Below are 14,950 nucleotides of genomic sequence, written 5' to 3'. Positions count from 1 at the left end.
ACGGCACCGACCCTAATGTGGCATGCCCTGCTGGGTACGTCGGGTCGCCGCTAACCGGTTACGGTGACACCGGTCTGGCCCGCGTCACGATCAGCGCGCCGCAACGACGGGTGGACGTCGCCCTGCCGCCCGGCCCGCTGGATGCTCGGCTCGTCAGGACGGCTCGGCCGCCCTGACGTGCCGCAGCGTGTACGCGGCGTCGGTGAAGGCCCCGCCCTGCGGGGCGGCGGGGTCGACCGGGTCGCGCGAACCGGGCACCCGGTCGGCGAAAACCTCCGCGTCGTCCAGCGGCAAATAGCCGAGCCCTGCCCCGGCCGTGGTGTCCCAGAACGCCCGGGTGTTGGCGGACACGGCGTAGGCGGTCGCGAAGCGCACGTCGGGAGCGGTGAGCGCCGCGCGAACGAAACCGACACCGTCGCGCGGGCTCAACCAGGTCGCCAGGTAGCGGGCCTCGTCCGGCTCGTCCTCGAAGCTGCCGATGCGCAGGCACACCACCGACAGGCCGAACTTGTCGGCGTACAGGCGCCCGAGCGCTTCGACAGCGACCTTGCTCACCCCGTAGAAACCGTCCGGTCGGACCGGCTCCTCCGGCCCGACCACCTGGCCGACCGGGTAGAAGCCGGTGACACGGTTGCTGCTGGCGAGGACGACCCGCCCCACCCGCTGCCGACGGGCCGCCTCCAACACGTGGTACGTGCCCAGCACGTTGCTCTCCAGCAGGTCGGCCAGGGGCGCCTCGTCCGGCAGCCCGGCCAGGTGCACCACCGCGTCCGCGCCCTCCAGCGCGGCGGTCACGGCGTCGGCGTCCGCCAGGTCCAGTTGGATCGCCCGGTCTGTCGGCGACTGCGGCTGCGCGAGCACCCGATCGACCAGGACGAGGCGGCGAACCTCGTCGCGCAGGTGACGGCAGACCACTGAACCGATGCGACCGGCGGCACCCGTGACGACGACAGTGCCCAGACGTGAACCCATTGCGTCATCCTGCCCGCCCACCCCGACAGGATGCTCAGTCCAGGGCGGCCGTCCCGGGCCGGTCGAGCGGATCAGCCGGTCAGCATGCCGACCCGCTCCCACGGGCGGGGAGCACTGATCCTGGCCCAGCTCGCGCCGAAGGTCATCCGGCGTAGCGGTGGCGCGATGTCGCAGAGACTGAACCAGCCCCGGGTCAGACCCACGTTCAGCGGGTTGCTCATCATGCCCTGGTGCAGGGTCCGCATGGCCAGCTCGACGGCGTGGAATCCGTACTCGCGCATCTCGGTCTCGTATTCGCCGATCGTGTCCAGCAGCGGCAGGTGGCCGGTGCCGGCCAGAGACAACTGGCGGGTGAGCAGGGCGGCGTCGCGCAGTGCGGTGTTGGCGCCGTTACCGCCGGCCGGTGGCATGCCGTGCACGGCGTCGCCGAGCACGGTGACCCGGGACGGCGTCCACGGCGCGGGACGGTCGGAAGCCTGGAACGGGAACGCGCTCACGTCCTCTGCTGGGCACGCGGCGATCAGTTGGCGGAGCGCGGGGTGCCAGTCCGTGATCAGCCCGGCGATGTAGGCCTTCAACTGGGTGCCGTCGAGGCGCTCCGGACGCGAGGGGAACAGTTCGTTGCGGGCGACGAACGCGCACAGCAGATAGTCGTCCCCCACCGGCTGCTGGCGTTCGAACACCGAGGTGAACAGGAAGTGTGGCGCACCCGTCACGACCAGGTTCATGCCCTCGGCCAGCCGGGCGGGTAGCCAGGCGCGGGTGTCGTCGTTGAGCGGCAACTTCAGCCCGACGCCCACCGCGCCGGTGTCCCGCTGGGTGGCGGTCGGCAGGTACTGCGCGCGTACCCGGGAGTTGATCCCGTCTGCGCCGACCAGGACGTCGGCGGTGGCGCAGGTGCCGTCGGCGAAGTACGCGGTGGGACGACCTGCCGCGCTCAGCTCGTAGCGTTCGAACGTCTTGTCGTAGTGGACGGCGTCGTCGAGTCCGTCGAGCAGGACGCCGCGCAGCGTCTGACGGTCGACCGGGTAGGCCCGTTCGGCGGGGTCGGGATCGTCGGGATACATGAGCGCGTCCTCGACGAGGACCAACGTGCGCAGGTCCGTGCCCAGGAAGCCGAACCCGCCGCCGGGCCGGCCCGCGGTGTCCGTGAACGCCTGCCACTGTCGGTCCGGCAGGCAGGCGCGCAGCGACCGACTGCCGGCCGGGTTGATCGCGAGCCGGTAGCGGTCCACCCGGTCGTCGCGGTGCCGGTCACGCTCGTAGACCTCGGCGTTGATTCCGTTCTTCCGCAGCCCCTGGGCGAGCGCGAGGCCGCCGATGCCTCCGCCGACGATGAGTACGTCAGTCATGGGTGACTCTTTCTGGTGAGAAGAGGTCGCACAGTTGGTTGACAACCGACTCGGCCTGGTCGGGACGCAGGCGAATGCCCTTGACGGTGGCGATCACCAGCTCGACGCTGGCGGCGACGTTGAGGTTGACCGACCACACGTGTTGCGCGATGCCCTCGGTGAAGATCGCCGCGAGCGCGTCCCGCCAACCCTGTTCGTCGCGCTCGATGTCGGCACCTGTGGACGCGTCGCGTCGCGCGCGGAGATCGAGCTCGTCGAGCACCACGAACAACTCGGGCCGGTACGCCACGGCGGTGGCGATCTCCCTGAGGTGTTGCCGCAGTCGGGCGGCGGGCTCCAGGTCGTTGTGCATCGTCGCCTCGAATTGGCTTGTCACGTGCTCGAGCACCGCGGCGATCAGATCGGCCTTGGTCCGGAAGTAGTGGTGCAGTGTGGAGTGGTCGATGCCGGCCGCGGCAGCGATCGGTCGCAGCCGGAACCCCTCGAAGCCGCTCTCGGCGAGCGCCGAGAAGGCCGCGTGGACGAGCGCCTGTCGGCGGTCGAGCTGTTCAGTCATCCTCAGTCCGCCCCCAACCAAGTGGTTGGTTGATAGTTCAGCATCTGTGTGACCACCTGTCAACCACTTGGTTGGTGACCCACCGCGAGGCTGGGTCGCGGCGAGGGGCGCTGGCCGTCCGCGGAGCTGTCCGCCATGCGCCCCCACGCAGGTAGCCGACGGTCACCGTTGGCCGCCGGCTACCCCAGGGTGGGGAACTCCTCGTCTACGCGTAGCTGAACAACGGGGGAAAGACGAGGACCACGATCCAGGCCCATGCCGCGTACACCGGCAGGTAGCCGGTCTGCCACCGCTCCAGGGTGGTGAACGGCGTGCGCCGTCGGATGAAGGCCAGCAGGAGCCACGCCGACCAGGCGAGGTTGACAAGCAGGATCACGTTCTCGCCGAGGGCGGCAGCCCGGTTGGGCGTGCCGCCGTACTCGTCGGTGATGCGTCCGGTGATCTCCAGCAGCACCAGCACGTCGATGGCCAGGGCACTCACCACGAGCGCGAGTTGGAGTTTGTCGAACGCACCGGCCGGGGCCAGCGGATCACGGGCCGAGAGGGAGTAGAGCAGCAGCCCCAGTACCACGGCCAGCAACAGGTCGAACAGGATGAGCGCCTCGCGCTCGACGTCGATGCCGTGGCTGGTCCAGACCACCGCGACGAGGAAGGCGAGCAGGGCGGCGGTGAAGAGCGGGGTGAACAGCCGGGTGAGGACCGGCGCGATGTTCTCCACGACGCTCTGCTTGGCCTCGACCAGCCACCCGGCCACCACGACCGCCGCCGCGGCGCCGCAGGGCAGCAGCCACTGCGAGATGAACGCCTCCGGGACGATGCCGATGGCCGCGAAGGTGTTGAACAGGAACGCGGCGAGCACGCCGCCACCGAGGGCCATCAGCACGAAGTAGATGAACCACTCGCCGGTGAAGCGGATGAAGTCCATGCGTCGACGCGACGAGCGCCAGTCGTCGGCGACGTAGGCCAGGCCGACCACGAGCCAGAGGGCGATGGGCAGGTGGACGCTTGTGACGACCACGGACTGCGAGTCGTCCGCAAGCGGGTAGGCGTTGGCCGCCCCGACGCCGAGCGCGAACAGCGCCACCAGCACCGCGACCACCGCGGGTCGGGCTTGCCGACGCCACGCCAGGAAGGCCGCCAGCCAGGGCAGCGCGAACACTGTGGCGTTGCGCGCGTAGAACGAGCCGTCGTCGTCGAAGCTCAACCCGAACAGCGCTGGCACCTTGACGGAGACCACCGCGCCCGCCGCGCAGCCGAGCAGGACCCACAGGTCGCGGCGGGAGCGCGGCTCGGCGACCGGATTGCCCGGGTCGCCGGTCAGCACCAACTGCTTCCACAACCGTTCGGAATGTTCCCGGGCGAACTCGCGGGAGAGATCGTCGAGGCTACCCATCCGTTTCACAGCGACCAGGAACGCCTCATCCGGGCTCAGGCCAGCGGCGAGGAGTTCGTCGACGGAACCGCGCAGGTGGTCTTCCAGCTCGTCGGCGTCCACCGCTTGCAGTCCCCGGCGGCGCAGCACGTACTGGCGCCACTGCGCGAACTGCGCGGCCAACTCCGCCGGCCGATCGGGCGTCGTCATGCCAGGCCCTCCAGCGGGGGCGTCGTCAGGGGCGCCCGGTCGTGCCAGATCTCCTTGAGCGCGCCCACCACGGTGTCCCACTGCCGGCGCTGCTCGGCGAGCTCCGCCAGGCCCCGGTCGGTGATGCGGTAGTACTTGCGCTTGCGCTCACCGGCGACCGCCTGCCAGCTCGACTCCAGATAGGCGAGTCGTTCGAGCCGGTGCAGCAACGGGTACAGCAGTCCCTCGGTCCAGTCCAGCTCGCCGCCGGACAGCTCGTTGATCCGCCGGAGGATGGCGTAGCCGTAGCTCTCGCCCTCGGCCAGGATGCCGAGCACCATCGGTGTCGCCGAGGCGGCGACCAGATCCTTGGCGACCTTCATGAAGCCTCCCACCCCTAACCCTAGAAGTACGATGCATCGTACTTCTAGGTATGGGTCGGTGGGCAACGACTGGCGGCCGAATCGCCGGTACGGGCAGCTGTGGTGCCGCGAACCGCCCGCTCCGGGTTAGCCTTGGCGCATATGGCTACCTATCGCAGCGCCTCAGTGCTCCTTTCCGCGGACGGCACCAGGACTCCCGGCACCGCCGCGCTCTTCGCCGAGCCGGCCCGTAAGGGCGGAGTCCCGCCCTGGGCAGGCGACTTCCGACCCGCCAACAGCGCCGGCAACGGCCCGAAGAACGCGATCGGGAAGACCTTCACCCTCGAACTGCCCGACGGCAGCACCGGCAAGGTAGTGGTCCAGGGCCTCAAGAGCGGCAAGGGCGGCGTCGTGCTGGCGCTGATGGGCGAGGACGCCCCACCCTTCTGACCGTCCGCCCGACCTTCGTCGCCCCGGGTGCCCAGGGCTGGCCCGTCCGGAGTCAGCCCAGGGCACCTGGCCAAGCCCGCCACGTGTCCCACGCCCGGCTCAGTCCAGAGTGACCACCCAGCGGGCGCCCTCGCCCCGGGCCAGCCGCGCGAACGCCGTGGGCGCGTCGTCGAGCGAAACCGTGCCGCTGACCAACGCGCGCAGATCAAGCGCGCCATCGGCCAGCTCGGCAGCCAGCGCCGGCACCTCCCGGTCCGGGTCGGACGAGCCGTACACCGAGGAACGCAGGGTGCGGGCGGAGTGGAAGATGTCGAGCGCGCCGAGGCTGACCATGTCGTCCTTGGCGCCCATCCCGACCACTGTCACCACTCCCCCACGTCGGGTCAGCCGCCAGGCGGCGCGGATGGTGGCGGCGCGGCCGACGCACTCGAAGGCGTGGTCCACGCCCCGGCCCTCGGTGCGCGCCCGCACCTCCTTGGAGAGCCGGTCGTCGGAGAGCAGGAAGTCGGTCGCCCCGGCGGCGAGCGCCAGGTCCCGTTTGGCCTCGGCGACGTCGACGGCGAGGATCGTGGTGGCGCCGGCCCGGCGGGCGGCGGTGAGCACGGCGAGCCCGACCCCGCCGAGCCCGATCACCGCCACCGAGTCGCCGGACGCCACCCGGGCCGTGTTGTGGACCGCGCCGACACCGGTGAGCACCGCGCAGCCCAGCAGCGCGGCCCGCTCCGGTGGCAGACCTGCGGGGATCGGGATGACGGCGTTCTCGGGCACCACCACCGCCTCGGCAAGCGCGCCGAGGCCGAGGGTCAGGTGCAGCGGGAGGCCGTCGTCGGTCTCGCCGCGCGGCACCGTCGGCGCGGTGGTGTCGGCGCAGAGCCACGGCTCGCCGTTGCGGCACCACCAGCAGGCCCGACAGGCCGGTGCCCAGTTGAGCACCACCGGGGTGCCGACCCGCAGGGCACTGCCCGGCCCGACCTCGGCGATCACGCCGGTCGCCTCGTGCCCGAGCACCAACGGGAACCTCGCGGCGATGGTGCCGTTCACCATGGACAGGTCGGAGTGGCAGACGCCGGCGGCCCGGATCGTCACCCGGACCTCGCCGGGGCCGGGCGCGGACAGCCGGATCCGCTCGATTCGCAGCTCGGCGCCGGCCCCGCGCGCGACAAGCGCGCGGACCGTGACCGGCTCGCCGCCGCCCGGCCCGGCCGGGTTCGGCGCGGCGGGGCGCGGCGGCCCGGCCGGGAACGACTCGGGGGCGCTCATCGCTGGATCGCCTTCAGCTCGCAGAACTCGGCGAGCCCGTGCACGCCCAGCTCCCGGCCCAGGCCGGACTGCTTGTAGCCGCCGAACGGGGCGAGCGGATTGAACGGGGCGCCGTTGATGTCGACAGCGCCGGTGCGCAGCCGCCGGGCCACCGCGAGCGCGGCCTCGGTGTCGGCGGACCAGACCGCCCCGGCCAGCCCGTAGCGCGAGTTGTTGGCGATGGCGACCGCCTCGTCGGTGTCGTCGAACGGGAGGACGGCGAGGACCGGGCCGAAGACCTCCTCCTGGGCGAGCGCGCTGTCGGGGTGCACGTCGGCGAAGACGGTCGGGGCGACGAAGTGCCCCTGGGCCGGCACCGGGGCCTCGGGCCCGCCGACGACCAGCCGGGCGCCGTCGGCGAGGGCTCGGTCGATGTGGCCGCGTACCCGCTCGGCCTGCGCGGCGGAGACCAACGGGCCGAGGCGGGTGACGGGGTCGAACGGGTCGCCGAGCCGGTAGCCGGCCACCGCCGCGGCGACCAGGTCGAGTGCTTCGGCGTACCGGTCGCGGTGCACGAGCATCCGGGTCCACGCGGTGCAGGTCTGCCCGGAGTTGAGCAGGGCGTTGCCGACGCCCACCTTGACCGCGGTGGCCAGGTCGGCGTCGGCGAGGATCACGTTCGCGGACTTGCCGCCCAGCTCCAGCGCGACCCGGGCGATCCGGTCGGCGGCGACCCGCATGATCCGCGCGCCGGTGGCGGTGGACCCGGTGAACGAGACGAGGTCGACGTCGGGGTGTGCGGCCAGGGCCTCGCCGACCACCGGCCCGGTGCCGGGGACCAGGTTGAGCACCCCCGGCGGCAGCCCGGCCTCGGTGACCGCGTCGAAGAGCAGGTACGCGGTCAACGGGGTCAGCTCGCTGGGCTTGAGCACCACAGTGCAGCCGGCGGCCAGCGCGGGGGCCAGCTTCGCCAGCACCTGGTGCAGGGGGTAGTTCCACGGGGTGATCGCGCCGACCACGCCGATCGGCTCGCGGACCACGAGGGAGTTGCCGATGCTCTCCTCGACCGGCGGGCGCGCCGCGAGCGTGACGTGGTCGCGCAGGACGGTCAGTGGCAGCCCGACCTGCACCCGGGTGGCGAGCTTGAGCGGTGCGCCCAGCTCGACGGCGATGGTGCGGGCCAGGTCGTCGGCGCGGGCGGCGAGCGCGGTGTGCAGCCGGTCGAGGTGCGCGGAACGCTCGGCGGGAGCGGTAGCGGCCCAGCCGGGGAAGGCGGCGCGGGCCGCGGCGACGGCACGATCCACGTCGGCCGGGGTGCCGGCCGGCACCTGCCCGACAGGTGCGCCGGTGCTCGGATTCTCCACATCGAGCAACTCGGTCCCGGCGGGAGAGGTCCACTCGCCGCCGATGTGCAGGTGACGCCGGAGGCGCAGGGTGTCGGGCAACTGCGACGGCGGGGCGGCGAGGTCCATGGCGTCCCTTCGGGGGTGGGCGACGGGTGGGGGCGACGGGTGGGGGCGACGGATCGCGGCGGACGATGAAACTAGCGCTGGGAGTTTGGACGCTACCCGCTCGGCCGGGCGGACTCCACCGGCTCGACGGTGCGGGCGTACTCGGCGGCCAGGCCGTGCAGCAACGCGTCCAGGCCGAGGGCGAAGGCGCCCTCGTCCACGCTCTGCTGGTGCTCGGCGAGCCGGTGCGCGTCACGCAGGTGCGGGTAGTGCGCGGCGTACAGCTCGGGGTCCTCCACGAAACCGCGCGCGAACGAGCCGAGCGCCGACCCGGCCACGAAGTAACGCAGGGCGGCGCCGATGTGGGTGGCCCGGGCGGGCGGCCAACCGGCGCGGACCAGGCCGCCGTAGACCGCGTCGGCCATGGCGAGGGCGGCCGGCCGACGGCCCGGTCCCTGCGCCAGGTACGGCACGATGTTCGGGTGCGCGGTGAGCGCCCGCCGGTACGACCAGGCCCAGTCGCGCAGCGCGGTGGCCCAGTCCCGGCCGGCGAAGCCACTGGTGTCGACCGCGCCGGTGACAGTGTCGGCGACCGCGTCGAGGATCTCGTCCTTGGTGGCGAAGTGGTTGTAGAGCGAAGGGCCCTGCACACCCAGGGCGGCGGCGAGTCGGCGGGTGGAGAGCGCGCCGAGCCCGTCGGCGTCGATCAGCGCGAGCGCCGTCTCGACGATCCGGTCGCGGTTGAGCAGAGCCCGTCGGGGGCGCGGCACGGTCAGCCCTCCCCGGTCGATGGTGTCACAGTGACGCCCGCACCCGGGACCCCCGCCTCGGCGAGGATCCCCTCGATCATTTCGATGGGCAGCTTGCGGTTACCGGCTGCCGCGCCGGCTGTGGCGGGATCATCCAGCAACTCGGCCACCCGGTCGGGGCCGAGGCGGGGATCGGCGGCTGTCCAGGCCCGAACCCCGTCGTCTGGATCGCGGCTGAGTCGGTCGATGAGTTCCGCAGGGGCGTCCGGGTCGTACCTGACGAGCCTGCGTGCCCGAGGGTCGGCCGAGTCGGCCAGCCGGGCCAGCCCGACACGCGGGAAGTTCGGCCGCTGGATCAGCATGCCCGCGGTGATCACCCGTGCTTGCAGGTAGGTGGCGAGCAGCACCTCCCCCGGAACCGCGTCGTGGTTCTCGCAGAGCAGCAGCCGGACCGCGAAGTCCTCGTCGGCGGCGAGTCGCGCGACCTGATCCGGCCGCAGGTGCCGGCTGTACGCGGCGCTGCGCCGCAGCCCGACGTGGGCCGAGCGGACGGCCTCGTCGAGCGCCTCGGGGTCGTCGAGGTGGGCGAGCACCCAGCGGGCCGGGGAGATCCGGTCGGTGGGACGCACGCGGTAGTCGATGGCTCCACGTTCGGCCTCGGTCAACCCCGGACGCACTGACAGCCGCAGCCGGACCTTCGGCTCGGGATCGACGGCCAGGGCGTCGACGAGGTCCGGGGGGAGGTGCGGGTTCTCGGCCACCGCCGCGCGCACCATCGGGTCCTCGTGGCGGGCCAGCCGTTCGGCCGACGCCCGGTCCAGGGGCGCGTCGACGGCCACGGCGGCCAGGTGCCAGCCATCGGACCACGTGGTGTCGAGCACACCGGGCAGCAGGCCGGGCCGCCGCCGGCAGGCGTGCCGGGCCACCACCCGGCGGACGCCCTCGTCCGGGTCGGCGAGCAGCCGGTCGGTGACCTCCTCCGGCGGGTCGGCCCACCGGGCGTACGCGGTGCTCCGCACCACCGGGTCGGGGTCGTCGGCCAGCCGGGCCCGGACCTGCTCCGGGCACTGCCGGGAGTCAGCCAGCGCCTCCCGGACCCGCCGAACGGGATCCGCGGCGAGGCGGGCGTACGCCGCTTCGGGCAGCGGGTCGGGCGTGCCGCGGAAGAGATCCGGACCGGCGGCGAGCGAGGTGCGGATCGTCGGCTCGGGGTCGTCGACCAGCAGGGCACGCTGCTCCCCGGTGGCGGATCCACAGTCCGCCAGGGTCAGCCGGAGCTGCCTGTCCGGATGCGCCGCCACCGCGCGGCAGACCTCGTCGGGCAACGCCCCGCGGAAGATCAGGACTGCCAGACCGGCCGGGCGGTGATCAAGCATCCGCACCAGCAGGTCCGGCGGCGTCGCCGGGTTGCCGGCGATGCCGCGTACCCGTTCCCGGACCAGCTCCAACAAGCCGTCCTCCCTCGTCGGAATCACCTGTTCGCGCACCCTATCCGGAACCACCTGCGGTCACCGCCTCACCACGGGTGGCGGAGAAGGGTCTGGACGGATGAAAACTTACACCGCTAGTTTATGAATGACCGCTGTGCCCGCAGCGGCGCACCGTCACGCACAACCAAGGGGGAACCGTGGACTTCGCACTGTCCGACGAGGAACGCGCCGTCCGGGACACCGTGCGCGCGTTCGTGACCCGCGAGGTGATGCCCCTGGAAGCCGAGGTGCTCCGCCGGGAACGGGCGCACCAACCGGGCCTGGACCACTCCGAGGTACGCGAACTGCAACGCAAGGCGCGCAAGTTCGGCTTCTGGGGCCTGGCCACCCCCGAGGAGTACGGCGGGATGAACCTGCCGGCCGTACTCCAGTCGTTGATCTGGACCGAGCTGGGCCGCACGTTCGTGCCGTTCCGCTTCGGCGGCGAGGCGGACAACATCCTGTTCCACGCCACCGAGGAGCAGAAACAGGAGTTCCTCATCCCGACGATCGAGGGCGAGCGGCGGTCCTGTTTCGCGATCACCGAACCGGGCGCCGGCTCGGACGCGGCCAACATCCGGCTCTCCGCCCGCCGCGACGGCGACGACTGGATCCTCGACGGCGAGAAGACCTTCATCACCGGTGGCCACGACGCCGACTTCGCCATCGTGGTCGCGGTGACCGACCGGGAGAAGGGCGCCCGCAACGGCGGGGCCACCGCGTTCCTGGTGGACCGGTCGATGGGTTGGCGGTCGGAGTTCATCCAGACCATGGGTGAGGGCGGGCCGGCGTCGCTCATCTTCGACGGCGTACGCGTGCCGCACCGCAACATCCTCGGCGAGGTCGGGCAGGGCTTCACGCTGGGCATGGAGTGGATCGGCAAGGGCCGATACACCATCCCGTCACACGCCATCGGCATCGCCGAGCGGGTCCTGCAGATGGCCATCGACCACGCCAACACCCGGGAGACGTTCGGCACGAAGATCGGCACCAACCAGGCCATCCAGTGGATGATCGCCGACTCGGAGACCGAGCTGGAGGCGGCCCGCTGGCTGGTGCTGCGCTCGGCGTGGACCGTCGATCAGGGCCTCGACCCGCGGCACGCGTCGTCGATGGGCAAGCTCTACGGCGCCGGGATGGTCAACCGGGTGGTCGACCGGGCGCTCCAGATCCACGGCGGCATGGGCTACACCCGGGAGCTGCCCATCGAGCGCTGGTACCGGCAGGTCCGGCTCTACCGGATCTTCGAGGGCACCGACGAGATGCAGCGGCTGATCATCTCGCGGGACCTGCTGCGCGGCTACACGAAGATCGGTGGTCACCTCGCCTGATCGGGGGTCACCCCGTCAACGCCGTCAACGCGTCGTCCACGTCGGCCTCGGTGGAGTAGACGTGGAACGAGGCGCGGACCCGCCCGGCGCGGACCGCCGCGCGGATGCCGGCCGCCGCCAGGCGCTGCTCCGCGTCCGGCACGTCCACGCTGACGATGGCGCTCTCCCCCGGCGGCCGGCCCAGCCCGGTCAGGAACCGGTTGGCAAGTGCCACGTTGTGCGCCCGGATCGCCGGCACGCCGATCTCGGCGACCACCTCCATCGCGGGCGCCGCGCCGACCCAGCTGAACCAGGCCGGTGAGATGTCGAACCGGCGGGCGTCGTCGGCCAGCCGCAACGGCGGGCCGTAGTAGGAGGCGTGCGGGTCGCGGCCCGCGTACCAGCCGGCGGCGTCCGGGCGCAGCCGGTCGCGCAGCGCCGGGGCCAGATAGGCGTACGCGGTGCCGCGCGGGTTCATCAGCCACTTGTAGCCCCCGACGGCCACCACGTCGGCCCGGCTCCCGTCGAACGGCAGCCAGCCGCACGCCTGGGTCGCGTCCACCACCACCAACGCGCCGTGTGCACGGGCCGCGGTCACGATCTCGTCGTACGCCGCCACCGCCCCGTCGGCCGACTGCACAAGGCTGAACGCGACAACGTCGGTGTCGGAGTCGATCGCGTCGACCACGCCGCCCACCGGCACCGTCCGGACCTTGACCCCGCGCTCCTCCTGCACCAGCCACGGGAACAGGTTCGAGGTGAACTCGACCTCGGGCACCACCACCGTCGCCCCGGCCGGCAGGGCCGCCGCGACCGGCGCGAGGATCTGCGACACGGCAGCGCCGACCGCGACGTCACCGGCCGGCACCCCGATCAGGTCGGCGAACGCGGTACGGGACCTGTGCACCGCCTCGCCCCAGCCCTCCCACGACGTGCGGCCGACCCGCCACGCCCCCAGGGCATCCTGTAGTGCCGTCCACGCCGGCTCGGGCGGCAACCCGTAGGAGGCGGTGTTCAACCAGCCGGGCTCCGGCTGCCACAACTTCTGCGCCTGCTCGATCTCCATTACGCCGACGCTAGGCGAGGCGGCGTCGAACGGGCACTACCAATCCGCGAGCGGCGGCCTGTCAGATCCGGACACAGTCCTGGCCGAGCGCCGCCGCAACCTGGTAGACGCACGGGCGTCCGGCGTCTCGACAACGGAGACGTCCAGGGCGCCGCGTCGACCGCCTTTCGTCACCGCACCCCGCGCCGGTCGCCCGGCTCGCTGTCGCCGGGCGGGTGGATCCGCCCAACACTGTTCGCGAGACCGGTGAGCCACCTGTCGACCTCCACGAGGTGCCGGACCGACCGGGAGTCCTTCTCCCCGAGCAGCGGACGGATCCGGACCAGGTCCTCGGCGCAGCCCGTCGGGTCGGGCCTCGGGCCCGCGGCACGGTCGTGCGCCACCTCGCGGGCGACGTCGTCGTACGCCGAACGCAGGCGCGCGGTGGAGTCGGTCAGCACTGCCGCTGCCGCCGGCCAGCCGGCGAGGCAGCCGGGCGGGTTACGACGCAGCAGCGACTCCGCGCCGGGCAGCACGTGGTGCCCGGCGCTCAGCACGGCGTCCCAGTTCACCTGCTGTCGGTGCGGATGGTGCCGCTCCGCGTGGTACTGCCCGTACGACGAGGCGACCAGGGCCATTCGACGCCGGACCCGGTCGAAGGCCCGCTCGGGAGGCGCCCCGCCGCCGAGGATCGCCTGCACGGTCTGCTCGACGGCGTCCGCGCTGGCCGCCAGGTAGCAGGTCGCGTTGTGCCGCAGATCGTGGCTCGCGCCGCTCGGCCACATCGCCACCCCGGCGAGCACGCCGATCACCGCGCCCAGCAGCACGTCGATGAGGCGGGTCTCGGCGAGCCGCCACCCTTCAGGGTTGAGCTGGGCGAAGACGACAGTCAGCAGCACGGTGAACAGCGCCTGCTGCCACACCGGACCGAGCAGCTGACCGACGCCGAAGGCCAGCATCAGGGTCAGCGGCAGGACGATCGCGTACACGATCGGCTTGTCGATGACGAGCATCAGCGCACCGCTGACGACGGCACCGGCGATCGTGCCGAGCACGGCCGGCCGCAGGGCGGTGCGCGTGTCGGCGGCCGAGGTACGCAGGACGGTGAGGGTGGCAAGCAGCACCCAGAAGCCGTGGTTCAGGTGCAGCAACCCGGCGGCGACGCGGGCGATGGCGAGCGCCACGGCCACCCGGAGCGAGCTGTGCAGGTGGGCCGAGCGGGGTGCCAGGTGCGAGCGGAACTGCCACCAGTACAGCCGCCACGGGCCGTGCCGCGCGTACTCGAAGAGTCCGGTGCGGGCGTCCTCGGTGCCGGGCCGCGACCCGGTGGCCACCCGGACGCCGACGGCGAAGGCCCGGCTGTGGTCGGCGAGGGCCAACGCCGTCGCGTCCCGGCACAACCGGGGCACGTCCGGCGGGTCGTGGCCGTCGCCCGTTCCGGCGTGGTACGCCGTCTCGGCCCGCTCGATCGCGGCGTCCAGGTCGTCGAGACCCACCTGCGGGGCACCCGATGTCAGGGTCCGGCCGGCGGCCCGGGTGGTGTCCGCGCAGGAGCGCAGCAGACCCGCCGCCGCCAGGTCTCCCAGCGGTTCGGGTGGCGCGTCCGTCGCCAACCGGTCCGCCTCGGCGAGTGCCTCGCGGAGCGCGGCGGCGCAGATTCGCAGCGCCCGGTCCTGGACGCCCGCCGCGCTCGGTGCCCACTCCGGCGGGTTGCGGCCCAGTTCGGCGGCGGCCACCAGCTCGTAGGCCCGCTCCCGCCGCGGGTCCCGACCGGCCGGGGCGGCGTGTGGGTCGGTCAACCGCTGGGCGGCGACATCGAGGAACGCCGCGACGCCGTCCGCCGCGGCAGTGAGGCGTTGCCGGTAGGTGACCGGTACCGGATCGGGCCAGAGGAGCACCTCCGTCGCGGCGAGCAGCACGATGGCGAATGTGACGCCGCCGAGTCGCTCCGGCAGGGTGCCCGGCTCGTACGGTGGGAAGGACGCCAGGATGTAGAAGAGTTGGAACGCGCTGGCCAACCCCACCAGACGTGGGTTGCCAACCCCGGCGAACGCCACCACGAACCCGATGACCAACATGCCGCCGGCCGCCGACCACGTGCTCCCCGCCAGCAGGGTGCCGGCGGCGATCAGCACCCAGACCGCCGGCAGTGCCGTGACGAGGATCCGCGCCCGTTGCGGCGCCGGGCCGGGCAGCTGCGCGAACGCCCCGGCGGCGATCGTGCCGAACAGGCCGTAGGTGGCAAGCGTCGAACTGCCCGCACCGTAGCGGCAGACGTAGAAGACGACGGACGCGACAAGTGTCAGCCGGGCCGCCCGCCGCAGCACGGCATCTCCCGGGTCCCGGCGCCGGAGGCGGGCGAGGATGCTGGTTGCGGGCACGCCTGCACCCCCGGTTCGTCGCAGCACCCCTTCCCGACCAACCATTCTCGCCC

The 14,950-nt window shown here is 72.6% G+C and carries 13 protein-coding genes; 2 read left to right on the top strand and 11 right to left on the bottom strand.

Annotated elements, in window-relative coordinates; genetic code table 11:
- Positions 1–153: 153 nt before the first annotated feature.
- The 5 genes from AB0B85_RS27815 to AB0B85_RS27795 form a co-directional block, all read right to left on the bottom strand.
- Positions 154–972: an NAD(P)-dependent oxidoreductase gene (locus tag AB0B85_RS27815; RefSeq protein ID WP_357411918.1), complete on the bottom strand. Its 819-nt coding sequence runs from the start codon at positions 970–972 to the stop codon at positions 154–156.
- 71 nt (positions 973–1,043) lie between these two features.
- On the bottom strand, positions 1,044–2,324 hold the full coding sequence (locus AB0B85_RS27810) for an FAD-dependent monooxygenase (RefSeq protein ID WP_357411917.1): 1,281 nt from the start codon (positions 2,322–2,324) through the stop codon (positions 1,044–1,046).
- Positions 2,317–2,880, bottom strand: a complete 564-nt coding sequence (locus AB0B85_RS27805; protein WP_357411916.1) for a TetR/AcrR family transcriptional regulator — start codon at positions 2,878–2,880, stop codon at positions 2,317–2,319. The genes AB0B85_RS27810 and AB0B85_RS27805 overlap by 8 nt, the downstream gene beginning before the upstream one ends.
- A gap of 205 nt (positions 2,881–3,085) precedes the next feature.
- Positions 3,086–4,462: a permease prefix domain 1-containing protein gene (locus tag AB0B85_RS27800; protein ID WP_357411915.1), complete on the bottom strand. Its 1,377-nt coding sequence runs from the start codon at positions 4,460–4,462 to the stop codon at positions 3,086–3,088.
- Positions 4,459–4,824 (bottom strand): PadR family transcriptional regulator, encoded by a 366-nt coding sequence (locus AB0B85_RS27795; RefSeq protein WP_357411914.1) that lies wholly within the window; start codon positions 4,822–4,824, stop codon positions 4,459–4,461. The genes AB0B85_RS27800 and AB0B85_RS27795 overlap by 4 nt, the downstream gene beginning before the upstream one ends.
- A gap of 141 nt (positions 4,825–4,965) precedes the next feature.
- Between AB0B85_RS27795 and AB0B85_RS27790 the strand changes: the two genes are divergently transcribed.
- The gene (locus tag AB0B85_RS27790; RefSeq protein ID WP_357411913.1) at positions 4,966–5,253 is read left to right on the top strand and encodes a hypothetical protein; all 288 of its coding nucleotides are present in this window, start codon (positions 4,966–4,968) and stop codon (positions 5,251–5,253) included.
- 99 nt (positions 5,254–5,352) lie between these two features.
- Here the strand turns inward: AB0B85_RS27790 and AB0B85_RS27785 are convergent, their stop codons facing one another.
- The 4 genes from AB0B85_RS27785 to AB0B85_RS27770 form a co-directional block, all read right to left on the bottom strand.
- The gene (locus AB0B85_RS27785; RefSeq protein ID WP_357411912.1) at positions 5,353–6,513 is read right to left on the bottom strand and encodes a zinc-binding dehydrogenase; all 1,161 of its coding nucleotides are present in this window, start codon (positions 6,511–6,513) and stop codon (positions 5,353–5,355) included.
- Positions 6,510–7,964, bottom strand: coding sequence for an aldehyde dehydrogenase family protein (locus AB0B85_RS27780; RefSeq protein ID WP_357411911.1), 1,455 nt, complete (start codon positions 7,962–7,964; stop codon positions 6,510–6,512). Before AB0B85_RS27780 ends, AB0B85_RS27785 begins: the two co-directional genes overlap by 4 nt.
- A gap of 92 nt (positions 7,965–8,056) precedes the next feature.
- Positions 8,057–8,713, bottom strand: coding sequence for a TetR/AcrR family transcriptional regulator C-terminal domain-containing protein (locus AB0B85_RS27775; RefSeq protein ID WP_357411910.1), 657 nt, complete (start codon positions 8,711–8,713; stop codon positions 8,057–8,059).
- A 2-nt stretch (positions 8,714–8,715) separates the two neighbouring features.
- Positions 8,716–10,167 (bottom strand): hypothetical protein, encoded by a 1,452-nt coding sequence (locus AB0B85_RS27770; protein ID WP_357411909.1) that lies wholly within the window; start codon positions 10,165–10,167, stop codon positions 8,716–8,718.
- Between the two features lie 152 nt (positions 10,168–10,319).
- Here AB0B85_RS27770 and AB0B85_RS27765 point away from each other — a divergent pair, with 152 nt between their 5' ends.
- Positions 10,320–11,492 (top strand): acyl-CoA dehydrogenase family protein, encoded by a 1,173-nt coding sequence (locus AB0B85_RS27765; protein WP_357411908.1) that lies wholly within the window; start codon positions 10,320–10,322, stop codon positions 11,490–11,492.
- Positions 11,493–11,499: 7 nt separating this feature from the next.
- On the opposite strand, the gene AB0B85_RS27760 is transcribed toward AB0B85_RS27765, so the two are convergent.
- Positions 11,500–12,537 carry an aminotransferase class V-fold PLP-dependent enzyme gene (locus tag AB0B85_RS27760; RefSeq protein WP_357411907.1) on the bottom strand — a complete coding sequence of 346 codons (1,038 nt, stop codon included), beginning with the start codon at positions 12,535–12,537 and terminating at the stop codon, positions 11,500–11,502.
- Between the two features lie 170 nt (positions 12,538–12,707).
- A complete protein-coding gene (locus tag AB0B85_RS27755; RefSeq protein WP_357411906.1) occupies positions 12,708–14,897 on the bottom strand; it encodes an FUSC family protein in 2,190 nt (729 codons plus the stop codon).
- Positions 14,898–14,950 lie beyond the last annotated feature (53 nt).

Source organism: Micromonospora sp. NPDC049044, from assembly GCF_040649215.1.
Classification (GTDB): Bacteria; Actinomycetota; Actinomycetes; order Mycobacteriales; family Micromonosporaceae; genus Micromonospora.
Note: the sequence above shows the minus strand (reverse complement) of the source record. Positions and strands in the feature narration are given on the sequence as shown.